14 protein-coding genes and 1 pseudogene are annotated in these 19866 nt (G+C 68.5%); 12 read left to right on the top strand and 3 right to left on the bottom strand.

The features are described from left to right. The first annotated feature begins 57 nt into the window (after positions 1 to 57). The 3 genes from ABZY89_RS27820 (at position 58) to ABZY89_RS27810 (ending at position 6383) form a co-directional block, all read left to right on the top strand. On the top strand, positions 58 to 1782 hold the full coding sequence (locus ABZY89_RS27820; RefSeq protein ID WP_355232432.1) for a hypothetical protein: 1725 nt from the start codon (positions 58 to 60) through the stop codon (positions 1780 to 1782). 57 nt (positions 1783 to 1839) lie between these two features. Further along, positions 1840 to 4050: a protein kinase gene (locus ABZY89_RS27815; protein WP_355232431.1), complete on the top strand. Its 2211-nt coding sequence runs from the start codon at positions 1840 to 1842 to the stop codon at positions 4048 to 4050. 269 nt (positions 4051 to 4319) lie between these two features. Further along, positions 4320 to 6383, top strand: a complete 2064-nt coding sequence (locus ABZY89_RS27810; RefSeq protein WP_355232430.1) for a protein kinase — start codon at positions 4320 to 4322, stop codon at positions 6381 to 6383. A 71-nt stretch (positions 6384 to 6454) separates the two neighbouring features. Here ABZY89_RS27810 and eccCa read toward each other — a convergent pair whose 3' ends face one another. Next, on the bottom strand, positions 6455 to 10486 hold the full coding sequence (eccCa, locus tag ABZY89_RS27805; RefSeq protein ID WP_355232429.1) for a type VII secretion protein EccCa: 4032 nt from the start codon (positions 10484 to 10486) through the stop codon (positions 6455 to 6457). 174 nt (positions 10487 to 10660) lie between these two features. Between eccCa and ABZY89_RS27800 the strand changes: the two genes are divergently transcribed. The 6 genes from ABZY89_RS27800 to ABZY89_RS27775 all read left to right on the top strand — a co-directional run bounded on the left by ABZY89_RS27800 (position 10661) and on the right by ABZY89_RS27775 (position 16943). Next, complete coding sequence (locus tag ABZY89_RS27800; RefSeq protein WP_355232428.1) at positions 10661 to 12034, top strand: hypothetical protein; 1374 nt, start codon at positions 10661 to 10663, stop codon at positions 12032 to 12034. A 154-nt stretch (positions 12035 to 12188) separates the two neighbouring features. Beyond that, the gene (locus ABZY89_RS27795; RefSeq protein WP_091043262.1) at positions 12189 to 12524 is read left to right on the top strand and encodes a WXG100 family type VII secretion target; all 336 of its coding nucleotides are present in this window, start codon (positions 12189 to 12191) and stop codon (positions 12522 to 12524) included. A 47-nt stretch (positions 12525 to 12571) separates the two neighbouring features. Next, entirely contained in the window at positions 12572 to 12865 is a 294-nt protein-coding gene (locus ABZY89_RS27790) for a WXG100 family type VII secretion target (protein ID WP_355232427.1), read from the top strand. Between the two features lie 183 nt (positions 12866 to 13048). Then, positions 13049 to 14413, top strand: a complete 1365-nt coding sequence (eccD, locus tag ABZY89_RS27785; RefSeq protein WP_355232426.1) for a type VII secretion integral membrane protein EccD — start codon at positions 13049 to 13051, stop codon at positions 14411 to 14413. Next, the gene (locus ABZY89_RS27780; RefSeq protein WP_355020543.1) at positions 14413 to 15816 is read left to right on the top strand and encodes a type VII secretion protein EccB; all 1404 of its coding nucleotides are present in this window, start codon (positions 14413 to 14415) and stop codon (positions 15814 to 15816) included. Before eccD ends, ABZY89_RS27780 begins: the two co-directional genes overlap by 1 nt. Continuing rightward, positions 15798 to 16943 carry a S8/S53 family peptidase gene (locus ABZY89_RS27775; RefSeq protein WP_355232425.1) on the top strand — a complete coding sequence of 382 codons (1146 nt, stop codon included), beginning with the start codon at positions 15798 to 15800 and terminating at the stop codon, positions 16941 to 16943. The genes ABZY89_RS27780 and ABZY89_RS27775 overlap by 19 nt, the downstream gene beginning before the upstream one ends. A gap of 4 nt (positions 16944 to 16947) precedes the next feature. Here ABZY89_RS27775 and ABZY89_RS27770 read toward each other — a convergent pair whose 3' ends face one another. Then, on the bottom strand, positions 16948 to 17313 hold the full coding sequence (locus tag ABZY89_RS27770) for a helix-turn-helix domain-containing protein (protein ID WP_355232424.1): 366 nt from the start codon (positions 17311 to 17313) through the stop codon (positions 16948 to 16950). Between the two features lie 107 nt (positions 17314 to 17420). Here ABZY89_RS27770 and ABZY89_RS27765 point away from each other — a divergent pair, with 107 nt between their 5' ends. Continuing rightward, positions 17421 to 17801: a Rid family hydrolase gene (locus tag ABZY89_RS27765; protein WP_355232443.1), complete on the top strand. Its 381-nt coding sequence runs from the start codon at positions 17421 to 17423 to the stop codon at positions 17799 to 17801. Positions 17802 to 18257: 456 nt separating this feature from the next. Here ABZY89_RS27765 and ABZY89_RS27760 read toward each other — a convergent pair. Then, positions 18258 to 18422, bottom strand: a pseudogene (locus ABZY89_RS27760) (helix-turn-helix domain-containing protein); the annotation flags it as partial. An 81-nt stretch (positions 18423 to 18503) separates the two neighbouring features. Here ABZY89_RS27760 and ABZY89_RS27755 point away from each other — a divergent pair. Both ABZY89_RS27755 and ABZY89_RS27750 read left to right on the top strand, forming a co-directional pair. After that, the gene (locus ABZY89_RS27755; protein ID WP_355232423.1) at positions 18504 to 19001 is read left to right on the top strand and encodes a VOC family protein; all 498 of its coding nucleotides are present in this window, start codon (positions 18504 to 18506) and stop codon (positions 18999 to 19001) included. A gap of 3 nt (positions 19002 to 19004) precedes the next feature. Next, positions 19005 to 19754, top strand: coding sequence for a hypothetical protein (locus ABZY89_RS27750; protein WP_355232422.1), 750 nt, complete (start codon positions 19005 to 19007; stop codon positions 19752 to 19754). Positions 19755 to 19866: the final 112 nt, after the last annotated feature.

Raw genomic sequence — 19866 nt, 5'->3', positions numbered from 1 at the left:
GCCGGTCTCCGCCGAGGCTCGTTAGGATCTGGGCGTCCGTTGTCTCGGAGAGGGGACTTGAAGGTGCATCCTGGGGCACGTCGTCGCGCGGGACTCGTTTCCGTTGCCAGTCTGGCGCTGGTCGCCACCGCCTGCTCGGGTGACCTTCCGGCCTCGGTCGAGGAGGGGTCCGAGGTCGCCGTCGCGTGGACGGAGTCCTTGACGAGCACCAACCCGGCGAGCGCGGCGAGCGTGACCGACGGGAACCTCGACATCGCCTCGGTCACCCGCGGAGCCTTCGGCACCCTGGTCAACGACACCGTCGAGATGGACGAGACCTTCGGCAAGGTCACCATGGAGGGCGACAAGCAGGCCCGGGTGCGCTACGACCTGGCCGAGCCCACCTGGTCCGATGGCGTACCGATCGACACCGCCGACCTCATGCTCGCCTGGGCGGCGACCTCGGGTTACTTCGCGACCTCCAAGGAAGGCAGCGATGGCAAGGTCGACTTCGGCGCGGTGCCGACCGGTCTGACCAAGAGTGCCTACATCCCCGAGGTCGACGAGGGCGCCCGCGCCATCGAGGTCCCGCTGGTGGTGCCGGTCGTCGACTGGCGTACGGCCCTGGACGTCGCCGTGCCGGCGCATGTCGTCGGCCAGAAGGCGCTGAAGATCGAGGACCCGATCGAGGCCAAGGAGGTCGTCGAGACCGCGATCGAGGAGTCCGACACCGCGAAGCTCACCAAGATCGCGGAGGCATGGACCTCGTCCTTCGCGATCGCAGAGAACGGCAAGGCGTCCGAGGAGGCGCTGCTCTCCAGCGGCCCCTACCGGGTCTCGAAGATCTCGGCCGGCGAGAGCGGCCAGGAGGTCGACCTGGAGGCCAACCCGGAATACGCGGGCGAGGCCAGGCCGACCTACGAGCAGGTACGCCTCACCCCGGCCGGCGCCGACGCGCTGGACAGCCTGGGGGAGAAGGTCGACGTCGTCCAGGTCACCCCGACCAAGGCCAACCGGAAGCAGGTGCGCGACCTCGAGCGCCGCGACTACGGCGTCGCGAACGCCAACGACGGCACCATGTGGGCGCTGATCCTCCGCTCCGACCGCGGCCTGTTCAAGCGCAAGGACACCCGTACGTCCTATCTGCGGGCAGTGCCCCGCGGCGACATCGCCGAAGGCGGCGCGGGCGAGTGGGCCGAGGCGTACGAAGCCACCGATGTCGTGCTCTTCCCGCCGGGTGGCGAGGGCTACCAGATCGCGACTGAGGACTCCGGGTTCTCCACGAAGTTCAAGGCCTCCGAGGACGCGACGGCCCCGCGCGGCGCCAAGGTGTGCATCGCCTACGACAAGTCGAACGCGTTCGCCTCAGGCGCCTACGACACCATCTCGAACGTCGTGGACGACGAGGGCTGGGGCACCACCGATTGTGGTGTGTCCTCGGCCGACAAGGTGCTCTCCGGCAGCAAGTGGGACGCAGCGCTCGTCCGGATCCCGGTCCCGCAGACGCCGGTGGAGATCTCGGCGCAGTGGGGTAGCAAGGGCAGCCAGAACGCGACCGGTGGTGGCGACCGTGAGCGCGACCGCCTCATCAGCGAGCTGGCCCGCACCGCCGATCCCTACGAGGCTCGCGACGTACGCGTCCAGATCGAGAAGACACTGGTCCGGGATTCGATCGTCGTGCCGATCGTGATGAACCCAACGGTGACGGTGATCGACAAGAAGGTCGACAGCGTGCGTCCCCGCTCCGGGCAGGTCGCGCCGCTGGTCTCGACCATCGTCGAATGGTCGCCGACCAAGAAGTAGGCGACTTTTAGCGCATTGGAGTGGTTGGGTTGCTCCACCCTTGAATAGGGTGCGGGCATGACGACGCTTCATCCCGGGGCAGTGTTCGGCCACTACCGCCTGGATCGCATTCTTGGTGAGGGTGGAATGGGCGTGGTCTATGACGCCTTCGACACCAAGCTCGAACGGCAAGTCGCCCTCAAGATGGTGCATGCCCACCTCGCCGACCGACAGTTCATCGACATGTTCATCCGCGAGGGGCAGACCCTGGCGCAGATCAGGTCGCCCCACATCATCGCGATCTACGACATCGGCGAGCAGCAGGGCAGCCCGTTCATCGTCACCCAGTTCATCAAGGGCGGTGATGTGACCGGGCTCGTACGCAGCAACGGACCGCTGGCGCCGCACCTCGCCTGCCTGGTGAACGCTCAGGTGGCGGGGGCGCTTCACGACGCCCACCAGGCGGGGATCATCCACCAGGACGTCAAGCCGTCGAACGTGCTCGTACGCAACCCCGCGAGCCCTCTCGACCCGTTCGCGTACCTGTGCGACTTCGGGATCGCGACCTCGTCCACCGACTCGCCTGCGGGCGGGATCACCGGCACCTGGAACTACCTGGCGCCCGAATACATCCGCGACGAGCGTGACGCGCAGGGCCGGCCGATCTCGCCGGAGCCGTCACGAGACATCTACGCGGCCGGCTGCATGCTTTGGTTCACGCTGACCGGCAAGATCCCCTACTCGGGTGCGGCCGTACAGGTGGCGATGGCCCACCAGAGCGCGCCGATCCCGCAGTTCGTCGGCACGGACGACTGGACCAAGGCGGCCAACCGGATCCTGCATCTCTCGATGGCGAAGGACCGCCGGAGCCGCTACCAGAGCGCGGACGTCTTCAAGGACGACCTGCTGAAGCTGCGCGAGATCACCGCGCCCCCTCAGCTGGTGCCCGCGCCGTCGATGACCGACCCGAACCCGGCGCCGATCCCGGTCGCGGCCGTACGGGCGCCCTCCGAGAGCGAAGCCATCCTGATCGAGGAGGCGCAGCGGCCGTCCAAGATCACTCCACTCCGGGTCGGCGCCGCGATGGTCGGGGTCGCCGCCCTCGGGGTCGGTGGAGCCTTGGCGATCACCCAGCCCTGGGTCGAGCACGGCCCCGAGCCCATCGTGCCGACCGTCAAGGGCGCTGCGTACGCGGATGTGAACGGGGACAAGTTCGGCGATGTGGTCACCAACATCGAGAACCCCGACGGGAAGGGGGTGGATGTGGTCACCTGGAAGTCGGACGGCCGCACGCTGACCCCGTCGAAACCCGTCACGTACGACGACCCCGCCCTCCCCGAGGACAACGACGGGAGCGAGGTGTTTCCGCTCTGCGCCGACTTCACCGGCGATGGGAAGAACTCGCTCATCACCTTCGTACGGAGCGAGAAGGGCTTCAACTTCCACGGTGATCTGGAGGGATCGCTCAAAGCGCCGGCGGGAGTCGTCGAGCAGGGCAAGAAGATGGCCGGGTCGACGTTCTACTACGACCTGGGCACTGACGACTTCGACGGTGACGGTGTCGCCGATCTGTTCATGACCACGACGTTCGGCAACCCGGACCGTGAACTCGACAAGAAGGGTAGGACGGTCGGGACCGGCAGCGTCTGGGTGTACCGCGGCACGGGGTCAGGATTTGCGGAGCCGACGCGGTTCGCGGCCTATCCGGCCGTATCCAGGGAGCAGGTCGTGGTGGGTGAATTCACTGGCGACGAGAAGGCTGACCTGCTGATCCTGAACCGGGTCGAAGGCAGCCCAGAGAACATGACGCTCACAACTGGCACCTCGGACCTGGACCTCTACCAAGGAGATGGGTCTGTGGTTGCTGCGCCCAAGTCGTTCGCCTTCAAACACCAGGGAATCAGCTCGCTCGTCGCCGGTGACGTCAACGGCGACGGTCGCGACGAGATCGTCGCCGCTGAAGCCGGCCGTGGTGAGGGTCAGTCGATCACCGTCGGCACGTTCAGCGAGGACCTGACCCAGTTCTCGATCGCCAACCGCGGGAAGCTGCCCAAGCCCCGCAACACCCTCAAGACCACCAGCAGGTATCCCGTGACCGTTGCCGACGTCAACGGCGACGGACGGACCGACATCGTCGCCGCTACGCAGGACACCAGTGAAAGCCCCTATGCCTTCTACGTGGCGCTGGCCTCGAAGACCGGCACGTTCCCCGGTCACATGATGGCGACGTGGAAGAAGTCGCCCGACGATGTACGCCGCTACAACCTGATGGGAGGAACCCTCGGATGAGTGATTCCACCGGAACCCCTGACAACGCCCCTCGCGGGCCGCAGCCGTCGTTCGAGCGTCCTCTGGTCGACGACCCAGACAAGACCACGATCAGGCCTCGGGTCGCTCGGCCCAGCGGACCTTCCAGTACGCCGCAGCCACCGCCGCCTCCTGCTCCGGCACCACCACCGCCTCCTACGACCCTGCCGCCGACGCAGGCCCCGCCGCCCCCGCCTCCGCCTGTGCAGACACCTTTGCCGGCGACCGTGCTAGGAGCGGATGCGCCCGGCATGATCGGGCCCTACCGGCTCGAGCAGCAGGTGGCGTCGAACGAGATGGCGGTCGTCTACAGGGCCACCGACACCCGCCTCAACCGTGCGGTGGCCATCAAGGTGCTCCTCGGGCGCAGTGCCCGAGACTCCGAGTTCGTGTCTCGGTTCGACAAGCAGGCCACGCTGATGGCCAAGCTGGACTCGCCCCACATCATGGGCGTCTACACCAACGGCCGGACCAACGACGGCGCCCCCTACCTGGTCTCCCAGTTCGCCGACGGAGGCGACCTCGGGTCACTGCTGAAGGCCCGTGGCCGTCTCCCCGGCCCGCTGGCCGCCGACATCTGTGCCCAGATCGCCGATGGTCTCGCAGCGATCCATTCGCCCGAGGTCAGCGTCGTGCACGGCGACGTAAAGCCGTCGAACATCCTGCTGCGCGACGGCAACACTCCGCCGTACGCCTACCTGTCCGACTTCGCGGCGGCCCGTGCTGATGACTCCGCGACGGCCAGGCCTGGGATCCACTCCGGCGCGTGGAATTATCTGGCGCCCGAGCGCGCGATGGGGGCGCCGGCTACGCCCGCGAGCGACCTCTACTCGCTGGGCTGCTTGTTCTACGAGCTCGTCACCGGGACGGTCCCCTTCACCGGGGCGAACGACGTCGAGACTGCGATGGCTCATGGATCGCAGCCGATCCCGACGCTGCCGGGTCGCGACGACTTCACCCTGCAGGCCAATGACCTGCTCGCCGGTGAGCGCGGCCTTCTCACCAAGGATCCGGCCCAACGTACGAACGAGGCCGTCCGGGTTCGGGACCGTTTCGCCGCGATGGCCGGGCGACAGATGGGCTTCGCATCTGGAGCCACCGTCACTCTCAAACGTGCCAAGACCACGTGGTGGATCGCCGGCGCGGCGGCACTCGCGGTTCTCGTTGCGGGCGGCACCGCGGTGGGAGTCACCCTCGCGACTACCGAGAACACTCCTGCGAAGCCCAAGCCGGCGGTGAGTGGAGACATCGACGGGGACCGGCTGGGCGATCTGGTGCTCGGCGCGCCGTTCGGCGACGTCAACTACAACTGGGACGGCAACGCCGCGACCCTCTTCGCCTCCACCGGCAAGGGGTTCGAGGCTGGCACCACCAAGGGCCTCAAGTTCGGCAATCTGCTTGGCGACCTGGACGCCGACGGACGGGTCGACGTGGTGCAGGTCTCCGGCATCGGATCCTCGTTCAACGTCGACTCCAACGCGAAGAACCAACCCGACGGCGCCATCCAGGTGCCGGCGTCGGGCAAGCGCCTGGCCATGTTCTGCGCCGACTTCAACGGCGACGGACGCGACGACATCGGCATGATCTCCGTCGGCAACGGGACCAAGCTTCCCGCGGACGATGCAGAGCTCGGCAAGCTCAAGGATCTCCAACTCCACGTCACGGTCATGGCGAGCCAGGCAGACAACACCTGGGGGAAGAGCACCGACTGGTACACCGGGCCTTGGAACGGCACCACGTTCGACGCCAACTTCGACGTCGGCGACTTCGATGGCGACAAGCGAGCCGACATCATCGCGGGCGCCAGGGAGACCTCGCCGGTCGCAACCGACTTGCTGATGAGCCAGGGGTCGAAGTTCACCAAGACCGACCTCGAGGTGCCCGGACCCGACGGTGACCGGGTCGCCGGGTCGTCCAACTTCGCCGACGTCGATGGCGATGGGAAGGACGAGCTCATCACCCAGGAGATCGTGGACCAGAAGTGGGCCATCCGCGTCTACTCCTACGACCCCGAGGGCAAGAAGTTCGTTCCCGAGCCGTCGTGGGACATCGACGACCCGGTCAAGAACGACGACGCGGTCAGCGGGTCTCAGATCCCCGCGGTCGCCGACGTCAACGGTGACGGTAGGGACGACCTGGTCAACCCCTTGCGCGCCGGCGACGGGGACTACGAGTACCTCAACAAGGCGTCGGTCCTGATCTCCGGCAAGGACGGGTTCACTGCCGAGACGTGGGAGATGCCCGCCGCCGACGAGTACGAGACCCACCCGCCGTTGCGCAAGGCGTCCAACAACAACGGCACCGGGACGCTCTGACCGCAGACGAACGACGAACGGCCCGCGACCTGGATCAGGTCGCGGGCCGTTCTCATTCGAGAGCTCGAGGACTACACCGTCGACTCGCTCCAGGCCAGCTGGATGACCTCGATACCGCGGTCGCGGGTGACCAGGCGGCCACGACCCGGAAGCGTCGGGACCGGCTTCATGTTGCCGATGAGCGGGCCCTCGTCCGGGCTGCCGGAGAGCAGCAGGCCCGGCATCGCCAGGTCGCGCATCGACTGGATGACCGACTCGTAGAGCGAGCGTGACGCACCACCCGAGCGGCGGGCGAGGATGACGTGCAGGCCGACGTCGCCGGCCTGGGCCATCAGCGGCTGCAACGGAGCCAGGGGCGAGCCCTGCTGCGTCGAGACGAGGTCGTAGTCATCGACGAGCACGAACAGCTCGGCGCCGGACCACCACGACCGGTTGCGCAGCTCTTCGGGGGTGACGTCGGGGCCCGGGATCCGCTTGGTCAGGTACGCCGCCAGGTCGTTCAGCGTCGGGTTGGCCTGCGTCGCCGAGGTGAGGTAGCCGACCAAGTAGTCCTCGGGGATCTCGCCGAGCAGCGACCGGCGGTAGTCGACCACCGCGATCTGCGCCTCCTTGGGCGTGTGCGTCCGCATGATCTCGCGGGCGATGCTGCGCAACATCGAGGACTTGCCGGACTGGCCGTCGCCGAAGACGAGTAGGTGAGGCTCGGTGTCGGGATTGAGGCCGACCGGGGCCAGCTCCTTCTCGTTGATGCCCAGAAGCAGTCGCTTGCCGGGCTTCTCCTCGGTGACCCCGGCCTGCTCGCGGATCCGCTCGATCGTGATCCGCTCCGGCAGCAGCCGCAGCTTCGGTCCGGCGGGACCCTGCCAGGCCGCGGAGACCCGGGAGATCAGGTCGTCGACGCCGTCACCCAGCGTCGCCGCCGAGCCGTCGCCGTCCATGCGGGGCAGGGCGCTGAGGAAGTGGAGCTTCTCCTTCACGATGCCTCGACCCGGGCGCCCGGTCGGCACCAGGGCGGCGAGCTTGCGGTCGAGCTCGGAGTCCATCGGGTCGCCCAGACGGAGCTCGAGCTTGGTGCCGAAGACGTCGCGCATCGAGGAGCGGAACTCGGCCCAGCGACCGGCTGCGGCAACGATGTGGACGCCGAAGGTCAGGCCACGCGGAGCGATCTCCTGGATGGCGTACTCGAGGTCGTCGAAGTCGGCGCGCAGCGTGCCCCACCCGTCGATGACGAGGAAGACGTCGCCCCAGCCGTCGTCGGCCTGACCACGGGCACGGCGGGTGCGGTAGGTCTCGATCGAGTCGATGCCCTGCGCCCGGAAGTAGGCCTCGCGGCGGTCGATGATGCCGGAGATCTCGGCCAGGACGCGGCGTACGACGTCGGGCTCGGAACGAGTGCCGACACCGGAGACGTGCGGGAGCTTGGCCAGCGGTGCGAACGTGCCGCCACCGAAGTCGAGGACGAAGAACTGCACCTCCTGCGGCGTCATGGTCAGCGACATCGAGGTGACGATGGTGCGGAGCGTGGTCGACTTACCGGTGCGGGGCGCACCGATGACCGCGACGTGACCGGCGGCCCCGCGCAGGTCGACCGTGAGCGTGTCGCGCAGCTGCTCACGCGGCTTGTCGACGATGCCGAGCGGCACCACCAGTCCACCGAGCCGCTTCCAGGCCGGCGAGTGCAGACCGAGCTCGGGCGAGGTGGTCAGATCGGGCATCAGCGTGTCGAGCGTGTCGGGGATGTCGAGCGGCGGCAGCCAGACCTGGTGGGCCGGAGTGCCGTGACCCGTCATCCGGTCGACGGCGATGTCGAGCATCGACTTCTCGACTCCGTCCGCGCCGACGACCGGGCTGGCCGGACGCTCTTCCTCCTCGACCGGCATCGCCAGCTGCTTCACCTCGGCGATCGAGAACGGGTAGATGCCCTGCAGCTTGCCGCCCTCGTCGCGGCGGACTCGTGATCCCGCGGCTGGCGGCCCCGAGACGTACGCAGCCCGGAACCGCTGCATGTTGGTCGGGTCGGGCTTCAGGTAACCGAGGCCGGGGATCGCCGGGAGCTCGTAGGCGTCCGGCACACCGAGCACGGTCCGCGACTCCTGCGCGGAGAACGTGCGCAGACCGACGCGGTAGGAGAGGTGCGAGTCGAGCCCGCGCAGGCGGCCCTCCTCGAGGCGCTGCGAGGCGAGCAGCAGGTGGATGCCGAGGGACCGGCCCAGACGACCGATCGCGACGAACAGGTCGATGAACTCGGGCTTGGCCGAGAGCATCTCGGAGAACTCGTCGACCACGATGAACAGCGACGGCAGCGGATCCATCGAGGGGTCCTGCGTACGGGCCTTCTCGTAGTCCTTGAGCGAGGAGAAGTTGCCGGCCTCGCGCAGGAGCTCCTGGCGGCGGGTCATCTCACCGGAGAGCGCGTCCTGCATACGGTCGACCAGGGTGAGCTCGCCCTCGAGGTTGGTGATCACCGCGGAGACGTGCGGCATGCCCGCCATCCCGGCGAAGGTCGCACCACCCTTGAAGTCGACCAGCACCAGGTTGAGGACCTCCGGCGGGTGGGTGAGCACCAGACCGAGGACGAGGGTGCGGAGGAACTCCGACTTACCGGAACCGGTCGCGCCGATGACGAGGCCGTGCGGCCCCATTCCCTGCTGGGCCGACTCCTTGATGTCCATGTAGATCTGCTGGCCGGCCTCACCGACGCCGACCGGCACGCGCAGCCGGTCGCGGTTGGCGCGGGGACGCCAGGCGACGTCCGGGTCGAAGGAGCGTACGTCGCCCAGACCGAGCAGCGCCATGTAGTCCTTCGGGGCCGCGATCTCGGTGTCCTGCGGGGTCTCGGCGGCCGCGTCGGAGCCCTCCGGAGCCACCGTGTAGAGCGCGGTCAGGCGCCGGGCGTAGGCCTCGGCGTCGGCCATGGTCATCTGGTCCACCCGCAGACGGACCGGGTCCATACGTACGCGTACCTGATAGCCGGCGACCGTGTTGTTCTCGTCGGGCTCCTCGTCGTCGATGAGGAACCGCACCCGGCTGGAGTCGAACAGCTCGTCCCAGTGGGTCGGCAGGTCGATGACGGTGACGCCCTGGATGCCGTCGTCCGGGAGCACGTGGTTGCCCGGCGGGACGGAGCCGCCGTCGACGATGACCACGACCTGCGGCGAGGGGATCCGGTCGTCGGTGCCCCAGCGGGCACGCTCACCGACCTCGGTCGGGAGAAGGGCGCCGAGGTCGTTGATGTTGGTGACCACCATGCGGCGCGGCCCGACAGCGTCGACCTCGCGGCCGCTCTGTGCGTGCGGGAGCCACTTGACCCAGTCCCACTCGGCCAGGTTGCGCTCGGAGGTGAGCACCGCGACGATCAGCTGCTCCGGCGAGTGGAAAGCCGTCATCCCGCAGATCAGGGCGCGGGCAAGCGCCCGGGCCTGGTCCTCGTTGCCGCAGATCTCCATCTTGTCGAACCCGCGCAGGTTGGTCGCGGCCGGCAGGTCGGGCTGGACCCGGTGGACCGTCAGCAGCCGGTGCAGCGCGCTCGCCGAGGCCGGGTCGACCTGGTCGATCGGGGTCTGCTGGGGCGGCACCAGGGTCAGGGCCAGTGGCTGGTGCGCGACGCCGTAGCGGACGTCGAGATAGCGCTTGTGGGTGTTTGAGCGCTCCCACAGCCGGCTGCGCTCCTCGGCGATAGCCGGCAGCGAGGACGGCGCGGGGTAGTGCCAGGTCAGCGCCTTGCGCTGCTGCTCACCGGCCTTGCGCGCCGACTGCCGAGCACCGGCCAGGTAGCGCAGGTAGTCGGTGCGCTGCCCGCCGACCTGCTTCTGCTTCTGCTTCCGCTGACGGTCGATCTGCACGAAGATGAAGCCGAGGGTCGCGAAGAGGAACATGCCGGCCGCGATGTAGCGCTGGATCGGCGGGGAACCGCCCGCGCCCGACTGCATCGTCGCGATGAGCACGATCGACCCGAGACCACCGAGCATCGGGATGGCGTTCATCAGGATGCCGCCGACACCCTCGCCCTCTTCGATAGCCGGCGGAGCATTCAGAGCCAGCTCCCCCTCGGGGACCTCCGGCTCCTCGGTGCGGGTACCGCTGGCTGTCGCAGCGATGGTCACGTGTCCCCCTGAGACTGGTTCAGTGCCCCACGGTCCCGGATGCCGCAGGTGGTCAGGATCTTAGAGTGCCCGCTACCCGGCTACTACCCTTAACCGTGCCGGTCGGGTAAAACGGGCGGTGGAGCTTCCGATGTGGAACTCTGTCACAGGGTCATCACGCATCCGGGAGGTGTCATGCCCACTCAGACGGCCGATGCCGTTGAGCCGGCGCTCGCAGCAGGCGGCCTGGCGGTCACGGTCCACGGCACCGCCGGAGTGGTCGACATCGTCGTTCCGTCCGATGCGCACGCCTCGGACCTGGCTCGGGAGTACGCCACCGCCGTCGGTCTTCCCGCGGCTCCGGTGCTGCGAGACCGCCGGGGCGAGGTGATCCAGCCGGACGCATCGCTCGCCTCACGCGGCATCACCTCGGGCGCCCTGCTCGCCGCCGACTCGCCGCCGACGCAGGCCTACGCGCGGCGTGAGGTCGTCGAGACAGCCGCGCCGGTCCGAGCGGGCAGCTTCTCTTTCTACTGGGTCGGTCTGGCCACTCTTCTGGCGGTCGCCGCGGCCGGGTTCGGCGCCCAGGCCGACGGCTGGCAGCGACTGGTCATCGCCGGTCTGCTCGCGCTGGGCGCGTTGATCGGCATCATCCCCGCAGGGCCGTACGCAGCGCGCCGAGCGATCGCCGCTCCGGCCTTCGCCGCCGGCGCTGCCTTCGTCACCACCGTCGACCCGGCGCCCGAGACGCTGCCGATGGCGGTCGGTGTGGCCGGGCTGAGCGCCGCGGTGGTCGCGACGATCTCGCGGTCGCTCGTCGACACCGTCGACGAGGCCCTGAAGATCTGGACGACGACCGGCGTCGTCGTCTTCGTCGTGACCGCCCTGTGCGCCCTGCTCGGCACCTCGCCGCAGGTGCCGTGGTCGATCCTGTTCGCCGCTGCCGCGCTCGCGGCGCGGATCGTCCCGTCGTACGCCGTCGACGTCCCGGACTCCTATCTCCTCGACGTCTCCAAGCTGTCGGTGACCGCCTGGTCGGCACGAGCCAAGACCACCTCGGGCAAGGCGACGGTCCCGATCGACGAGGTCACCCAGGTGGCAGGGCGTGGCGCCCGCACCTTGGCGGCGGCCTCTTGGGCGGTTCTGGCCGTGGTCGCGGTGAGCGGGCCGGCACTGGTGGCGACGGCGACGGACGACCTGGACCGGATCGGTGTCTGGCTGATCCTGTTGTCCGGTGCCTTCGTCATCCTGCTCTCGGCACGCAGCTATCGCTACTGGCTGCCGCGTGGCGTACTCCGGGTCGCCGGGGTTATTGCGCTGGCGGTCGGGGTCCGTGCCTTCGTAGGCTGGGCCGACCCGGAGCTGGTCTCCTGGTTCGGTCTGGGAGTCGTGGTGATCGGGTTCGCCGTCATCATCGCGGCGATCGCGACCGGCCGGGGCTGGCGCTCGGCAAAGTGGGCGTCTCGGGCCGACTGGGCGGAGTCGCTGTGCGGCGCCGCGGTCATCGCTTCGTTCGTGGTTTCCTCAGGGTTCTTCCGACACCTGTGGGAATCGGGTTTCAACAGCTAGACAGCGGGGCTGAAAAAGTTCAGAGATTTGTGTTTAGAACTCCGGAGACGGGGTAAGAACACATTGTCCGGACCTCGGGGGAGCCCATCGGGAGCCGGGCTCCAACAGGTATCTAACCTAGGAAAACCGGTTCCGCCGGTGGAAGGACAGCACCATGAGCAGTGAGATCAAGCAAGGCCAGGCGATCAACACCGCCGTCAACTTCATCAACGAGACGAAGGCCAAGCTGCAGAGCGTCAACAGCCGCACCGTCTCGGAGGCCCAGGCGGAGGGCGCATCGGGCTGGAAGGGTGCCGGCGGCACCTCGTTCCAGCAGCTGATGAACACCTACAACGAGAAGTCGCGCGAGATCACCAACGCGCTCGACGAGCTCACCGCGGGTCTCGAGAATGCTCGCAAGGTCGGTAGCCAGGCCGACGAGGATGTTGCCGGGCAGTCCAGCTCCGTCACCTCCAGCATGGACAGCATCTCCTACAAGATGGGTGGCTGACCACCCGGTCAGGCCGCATTTCAAGCACAGGACTGGAAGGAACTGACATGGGTGAAGAGATTGTCGTAAACCACGGGAAGATGGGCTCCATCACCGACGTCCTGCTCAAGGGCGTCGCGGACATGGACCGCGAGCTCGACGAGCTCGAGCGTCACATCCTGGGCCTCCAGGAGAACTTCACCGGCCAGGCGGCTGACGCCTACAACCGGGCGCAGGCCAAGTGGAACCAGAGCATCCGCGAGCTCGGTATGGCTCTGGACCGCGGCAGCAAGTTCGTCAACGAGGCTAACGCTGACATGCACCGCGCTGACCAGCGCGGCGCCGGCGGCTTCGGCGGCTGAGTTCTTCAGCACACAGGCAACACGAGGGGATCGGTGCGGGGCACCGGTCCCCTCGGTGCGTGTTTTATGGCAAAGTCAGCGCTGATGTTCGCTGCCTGATTCAGCGGGCGCGATGCAGGTCTAACTCTCGGGACATTCGGTCGGTTCGTCTCGGGCACAGGCACGACGCGAGGAGTTCGTGAAATGACGCAGGCGCAGGTGGCGCCCACTGGGCTGGTCCGGGTCACTGTCGCCTCCGGCACCCGCCGGATGGATCTGGTGCTCCCGGGCTCGGTGCCGGTGGCGGAGCTCGTGCCGGAGCTTGCGCGAAGCGTCGGGTTGCTCGACCCGCAGACGGCGTACGCCGGCTACCGCGTCGTGCTCGCCGACGGCCGCAAGCTCACCGGTGACCTCGGTCTGATCCCGCAGGGTGTCGAGGACGGTGGCGTGCTCACCGTGAGCGCTGGGATCGACGACAAGCCGCCGCGGGTCTACGACGACGTGGTCGAGGCGATGACCGACGTCGTCGAGAGCGAGATGGCGCCCTGGAAGCCCGAAGCAGGACGACGTACGTCACTGCTGGCCGCCGCGCTGCTGCTCCTCCTCGGCGCCGGTGCGCTGTGGACGCAGGCTCCGTCGATGCTCGCCGGCGTCGCTGCCGGGGTGATCGGCATCGTCCTCGCCGGAGGCGCCATCGTGCTCTCCCGGCTCGAGGCCGAGAACGACGCTGCGATCGCCGCGGTGTGGATCGGTGAGGTCTATGGCGCGGTCGCCGGCTTCCTGATCGGCTCGGCCTCCCTCGATGGTGGCGTGGGGATGCCCCTGGCCTTCGCCGGCGCGGGCGCGATGCTCGCCGCCGCGATCGGCTTCCTCGGCCTCGGCGAGGCCCGGATGCTGGCGATGCCCGGTGCGCTCGTCGGTGGCGTCTTCCTGGTGGCCGGCATGCTGCTGAGCATGACCGGCTGGGAGGCCGGTGTGGTGCTCGGGATCGTGCTGGTCGTCGTGGTGCTGGCCGGCAGCTTCTTCCCGTGGCTCGCGCTGAGCACGACCAAGACCGACGTCCCCCAGCTCTACTCCGACGAGGACATCAACCTCGACCCGGACGAGATCCGGGCCGACCAGGTCAAGGTCGACGCCAAGGTCGCCCACGAGATCCTGGTTGCGATCTCCCTCTCCGTCGGCGTCCTGGTCGTGCTGACCTCGCCGTTCGTGGTGCGGCTCGGGCTCTTCGGCACGCTGCTGGCTCTCGCAGCGTGCGTCGTGCTGATGCTGCGCACCCGGCAGTACCGGACGGGGTCGGAGGTGCTCGTCGGGCTGGTCTCCGGGATCGCCGGCCTGCTCGCGATCGGTGCCGCGCTGCTCGTCTACCACGAGTCGTGGCGGCCGACGACCGCCGTCGTGCTGGCGGCTGCGGGTGGCGTACTCCTGGTCCTGACGCTCGTCCCCGACGTCGGGTCGATCCGTCGAGGCCGGCTGGCCGATGTCGCCGAGACGACCTGCCTGCTCGCGATGCTGCCGCTGATGGTGCTCGCCTCGGGCCTCTTCGGCGCCGCGGTGGCTGGTTTCTGATGGCCAGCAAGAAGGACCTCGTAGAGGCCCATGCCTTCAGCCGCCGCCGGCTCGTCTCCGCGTTCCTCTCCGGCGCCCCGGGTGGGCGCGAGGTCGAGCCGGCCCGACCGGGCCGCTCGGTCTTCGGTGGCGTCGTACTCGCGGTGCTGCTCATCGCCGGCGGAGCCGTCGCCCACTTCCTCGCCCCCCGGCCCGCGACGGGCTGGGCAGACCAGCCCGGCCTGATCGTGACCAAGGGCGGGGCGCGGTACGTCGTCACCGGCCCCGAGAACGACAGGGCGCTGTACCCGGTCGTCAACCTGGCCAGCGCCCAGCTCATCCTCGGGCTCGACCTGGAGAAGAAGTCCAAGGTCATCGACCAGGAGGAGATCGACAAGGAGTTCCCCAAGGGCACGATCGGCCTCGGCGGACCCGACGTCCCTGAGGAGCTGCCGCTGAAGTCCGACTTCATCAACACGGGCTGGACGGCATGCACCGCCAACGGTGCAGGTACGCACCTGAACATCTCTGCGAAACCCGACGTGCAGCCAGCCACGGACACCGGTTTCATGGTGCAGACCGAGGACGGCACCTACCTCATCGCCGAGCACGAGAGCGAGGGGTACGCCCAGGCTTACAGCTACAAGGTCGAGGGTGACGCGGAGACCTATGCGGACCGTATCTTCAGCGACCCTGTCTCGACGCCGACAGTGCCCCAGGCATGGGTCAACCTCTTCCCGGCCGGCGCGCCGCTGTCGGGTGATTCCTTCGGGGGCGCGTTCACCAAGGCCGGCGGTACGGTCGAGGGTGAGGACTACCCGATCGGCACCAAGGCCAACTTTCAGGCCAACAACTACCTGATGACGGAGTCCGGCTGGATCCGGATGGACGAATTCACCAGCGAGGTCTATGACGTCGTCTTCGGCAGCAAGGGCAACCAGCAGTCGCTGGACTCGCAGCCGAACATCAACGGCGAGCGTCTGGAGACCTTCTGGCCCGACGAGTCCCTCGAGGCCGGCACCGGCAGCGTATGTGCCGAGCTCGAGACCGAGGACGAGACGACCGTGCGGCTCGGCATCGATCCGGGCGAGACGGCCTGGCCGACTTCGGAGCCTCCTGCCGCCGGCGACTTCACCTCGGCCCGGGTCGATCCCGGCAAGGGAGCCTTCGTCTACGCCGCCAACGGCGAGGAGCTCGACAAGAAGAGCGCGACGCCATATCTGATCGATGCCCGCGGCACCGCCAACACGCTGGACGGGCCGGTCACGGTCGAGCGGCTCGGCCTGAAGACCGACTCGGGCCCGATCGTGCCCGGCACCTGGCTGCGCCTGCTCCCCGGCGGAGCTGCGCTCTCGACCGAGCTGGCGCTGTGCCCGCCCAACTCCGACGAGGTCCAGGAGAGCAAGTGCGTGGCGACCGAGTGAAGCTGGTGCGTAGCTGCATCGCGCTCGCTGCCGTCGTCGGTGGGTTGTCGCTGCTGGCCAGTCCGGGACCTGCGTACGCAGCGGAGGAGAGGGCCGACTGCTCGGCCTATGCGACCAACACCGGCGGTTCCCCGCAGAAGGCGGACACCAAGACGGCGCCGGTTCCCGACGGTGTCGCTCCGTTCGCGATCATGCGGATCCCTGAGGCTCAGCAGGTGAGCAAGCAGGGCCAGGGGATCCGTGTCGCGGTGGTCGACTCCGGTTACAGCCGCAGCGCGAAGGCCTACTACGGCACCGTCGCGGCCGGCCTGATCTCCCAGATCGCGCCCAAGGCGAAGCTCAGCGACCACCCGGTCCTCAAGGTCGGTCAGGAGAAGTCCACGGTCGACGCCAAGCAGATGACCGCCGAGCTCAACTCGCTGGCCAAGGGCAACGCGAAGGGGCTGATCGTCGACATCGGTCTACCCGCGACGCAGGCTGCTCCCGGCCTCGACGCGGCCGTCGACACGCTCACCAAGAAGGGCGCCATCGTGGTGATGGCCGCGGACTGGTCCGGTGTCACCACCGACACCGATCCCCTGGACATCGCGCCCAAGGTCTTCCCGAACGCCGACGACCCGGTCGTGACGGTCAGCGCCTCCGGCACCTGGGCCTCCGACCCGGATTTCACGGTGCTGCCCAACTCCAACACCGACGTCGTCGCTCCGACGTACGGTGCCGCCTCGACGACGCTCTTCGGTCAGCCGTGCTGGGTCGACTCGATCACGACGTCCTTCGCGTCGGCAGAGGTCGCGGGCGTACTCGCCCTCATCTGGTCCACCAACAGCGGCTGGAGCGCTCAGCAGGTCATCGACCGCCTGTACAGCACCACGTCGGGCCGTGAGGGCCAGGGCGGCCGCTACTGGGGTGCCGGTGTGGTGAACGCTTACGCCGCACTCACCCGCCCGGCAGTCAAGGAGGCCGCCGCTCCGCCGGAGATCGAGCAGGCCCCGATGGCCCGCGAGAAGGTCGATCCCCTCGCGGCCGTTCGCGAGAACGCGATCTGGTGGGGGATCGCCGGCGGCGGTGCGCTCGGTCTCGGGCTGGTTCTGCGGCCGCTGTTCTCGCGGCGCAAGAGCTCGCTGTAGCGGATCAGACCGAGCGGTCGAAGGCCTGGCGTGCTGCTTCGACCTCGGGCAGGGTCGTGGTCGTCCAGTGGTAGAGCCGGTCGATGAGGTCCTGCAGGGTGCTGCCCAGCGGGGTGATGCGGTATTCCACCGCGACCGGGCGAGTGCTCAGCACGACGCGCTCGACCATGCCGTTGCGCTCCAGCCGACGTAGCGCCGTGGTGAGTGACTTCTGGGTCACTGCCGGGATCGCCTGACGCAGCTCGTTGAAGCGGCGTGGCCGCTCGCACAGCGCGTCGAGCACCTGGAGCGACCACTTGTCGAGGAGCTGGTCGAGGAGCTCGCGATGCTCCTGGGTCAGGCGCAGCGGCTCCGGGCTGGTATCCGGCATGACACCTAGTCTCGTTGAAGTGTCCTCTGGATACCAAGTACACATGAGAAACCTTAACCCTCGAAAGGAATCTCATCGTGTCCGTCGATCTGCTCACCCCCGAAGGCATGTTCCAGCCCGTGCCCTATCACCACGTCTCCGTAGCCACCGGCACCCGCCATATCCACGTCGCCGGGCAGATCGCCCGAGACGAGCTCGGACGTGGCGTCGCCCCGGATGACCTCGCCGGACAGCTCGCCCATGCCCTCCGCAACACCGCCCGCGGTCTGGCCGGCGCCGGCGCGACCTTCGCCGACGTCGTACGCCTCCGGTTCTTCGTCACCGGATGGACCCCGGACAAGTACGACGCCTTCGTCGCCGGGCTCGAGAGCGTTATCGACGAGCTCGGCATCCCGCAACCCCTGCCGCCGTTGTCCGCCATCGGCGTGGACTACCTGTTCGAGCCCGACGTGCTCGTCGAGGTCGAGGCGTACGCCGTGCTGGACTGAGGCGCCTCGGGTAGACGGGGCCATGGCGAGGTGGCGCCAGGTGCGGTGCCGCCACGCCTGGTACTCGGCGGGCGACCAGCGCAGAGTGCGCGTCATGTGGACGTACGTCTCGGCGTTGGCGAGCAGGCCGCTGGTTGCGATCACCCACTCGAGGTCGGCGTCGGGGCTCATCAGCCCGTCGCGGTGCAGCTTCTCCCAGAACGCGCGCACCTGCTCGAGCGTCGATTCGCGGGCCGCCTGGGCCGCCGCTGCGATCAACGGCTCGTCCGCCTCGGCCTGCATGGCCACGGCGAGGACGGGCGCGATGCGATCCATCATCAGCGCGGTGCCTTCCGCGTCTGCAGCGAGTCGCTCCTCGAGTGTCGGGGCGTTCATCACCGTGTCGATCCAGTCGCGATCGGCCAGGGCGATCGGCAGAGCGTCACCGACGAGGGCGACATCGACCACTCGCTTGAGCAGGTGTGCCTTGGTGGCGAAGCGGACGTAGATGGTTCGGTCGGAGACTCCCGCGGCTTTGGCGACGTCTGTCAGCGCGGTGCCGCGATAGCCGCGCTGGGCGAAGAGGTCGTGGGCCGCGGCGACGATCGCCTGCTCGGTCCGCTCGGCACGAGATCCCCTCATCGGGGGATGACATCTGAAGGCATGAGTTGCAGTCTAACTGTAATTAGGAAGTTGCAGTAGCACTGCAAGTCAGGAGTGGGCATGAGCGACCACGAAGCACCGGCTCTCGCCGGCGTCCACCACCTCAAGCTGCCGGTCACCGACCTTCGGCGATCGCAGCGGTGGTACGAATCAAGGCTCGGGTACCAGCTCGCCGTGGAGTTTCAGACGGACGGCGATCTCGACGGCATCGGCATGGTGCATCCCAACGGCGGTCCGAGCCTCGGCCTGCGGCTGGATCCCGAACGGGCCCGTGCCGCCGCCGGTTTCGACTATTTCTCGATCGGGGTGGTCGACGAGGGCACCCTCCGGGCGCTGGGAGCCAGGTTGACCGAGCTCGGCGAGCGGCACGCCGGCGTGCAGCCTGCGACCCTCGGTTGGATCCTGCCGCTGCTGCACGATCCCGACGGTCACGAGGTGCGGTTCTACACCGTGCAGCACCACACCGAACCGGACCCGGAGCACGTCCTCGTCGTGGACAACCCGGTCGAGGCGGCCCGACGCAACGCCGCGGCCCGGGCCGAGCACGCGGTGGGCTGAGGGATGAACGTCAAGAAGATCGCCCGCGGCGACCGGTCTGTACGCCGCGTCGACCACGAGCCTGGGCGGCAGTGGGCGGCATCGGCGGGCTGGGCGTACGTCGGCGCGGTCGCGGTGCTGGCGGGGTATGTCGTGGTTGCCGTCACCATCGGAGCCGGCTTCGAGCGGGATCTCGTTGCTGCAGCCGAACGGGAAGGCGTGGCGGTCAATGCGCTGGCGAGCTCCACGCAGGCCGAGATCACCCAGGACCATCCGGTCTACGCACTGCTCACAGGGCTGCTCCTCTTCGTGTCCCCGGCGCTCCTGGCTCTGGCTGCCCGTCAGATCCGCATCGGGGCGCCCGGACGACTCGCCCAGCTCGCATGGTGGTCGGCGCTGGCCACGCTGGCCGTGTGGTGGACGTACGTGGCTCTGGGGTTGGGCCTGTTCGCCGACCCGGAGAATCTGCCGCCGCTCGTGCGGGACTTCGATGCGCTGACGGTCCCGCTCGTCTCCGCCTTGTCGCTGCTCGCTCTCGGGTCGATGGTGTTCGCGGCGGAAGCGGTGCGCGGGCACGGCGTCGTCCGGCGAGCGGCGCGTGCGGCCACGGTCATCAGCATCCTCCTCGGCGTGGTCAGCCTGGTGGCCCTGATCGCCACCGGATTCGAGGACCCGGTGGCGCCGATCGTGATCGTGCCCGGAGGGCTGATCCTCGGGGTCGCACTGCTTCGCGCGCAGCGGCCGACGCACGCTAGACAAATGAACGGCGCCTGACCTGCTCGAAAGCAGGTCACCGGGGCGGCCAGCGCGCCGAGCACGACCACGGAGACGACCAGCGCGGCCCACGGGTGCCGCTGGACACCGGAGGCCCAGGCCCGCCAGCGCT

The sequence above is a fragment of the Nocardioides sp. NPDC006303 genome, assembly GCF_040613175.1.
In the GTDB taxonomy this organism is placed as follows: Bacteria; Actinomycetota; Actinomycetes; order Propionibacteriales; family Nocardioidaceae; genus Nocardioides.
The sequence above is the reverse complement of the archived record's forward strand: the minus strand, read 5'-3'. Positions and strand labels throughout refer to the sequence as shown.

Excerpts from the sequence above, each read along its gene's own strand:
- ABZY89_RS27815 (WP_355232431.1), top strand. The coding sequence starts at position 1,840 with ATGACGACGCTTCATCCCGGGGCAGTGTTCGGCCACTACCGCCTGGAT.
- ABZY89_RS27810 (WP_355232430.1), top strand. The coding sequence starts at position 4,320 with ATGATCGGGCCCTACCGGCTCGAGCAGCAGGTGGCGTCGAACGAGATG.
- ABZY89_RS27800 (WP_355232428.1), top strand. The coding sequence starts at position 10,661 with ATGCCCACTCAGACGGCCGATGCCGTTGAGCCGGCGCTCGCAGCAGGC.
- ABZY89_RS27795 (WP_091043262.1), top strand. The coding sequence starts at position 12,189 with ATGAGCAGTGAGATCAAGCAAGGCCAGGCGATCAACACCGCCGTCAAC.
- ABZY89_RS27790 (WP_355232427.1), top strand. The coding sequence starts at position 12,572 with ATGGGTGAAGAGATTGTCGTAAACCACGGGAAGATGGGCTCCATCACC.
- eccD (WP_355232426.1), top strand. The coding sequence starts at position 13,049 with ATGACGCAGGCGCAGGTGGCGCCCACTGGGCTGGTCCGGGTCACTGTC.
- ABZY89_RS27780 (WP_355020543.1), top strand. The coding sequence starts at position 14,413 with ATGGCCAGCAAGAAGGACCTCGTAGAGGCCCATGCCTTCAGCCGCCGC.
- ABZY89_RS27770 (WP_355232424.1), bottom strand. The coding sequence starts at position 17,313 with ATGCCGGATACCAGCCCGGAGCCGCTGCGCCTGACCCAGGAGCATCGC.
- ABZY89_RS27765 (WP_355232443.1), top strand. The coding sequence starts at position 17,421 with ATGTTCCAGCCCGTGCCCTATCACCACGTCTCCGTAGCCACCGGCACC.
- ABZY89_RS27755 (WP_355232423.1), top strand. The coding sequence starts at position 18,504 with ATGAGCGACCACGAAGCACCGGCTCTCGCCGGCGTCCACCACCTCAAG.
- ABZY89_RS27750 (WP_355232422.1), top strand. The coding sequence starts at position 19,005 with ATGAACGTCAAGAAGATCGCCCGCGGCGACCGGTCTGTACGCCGCGTC.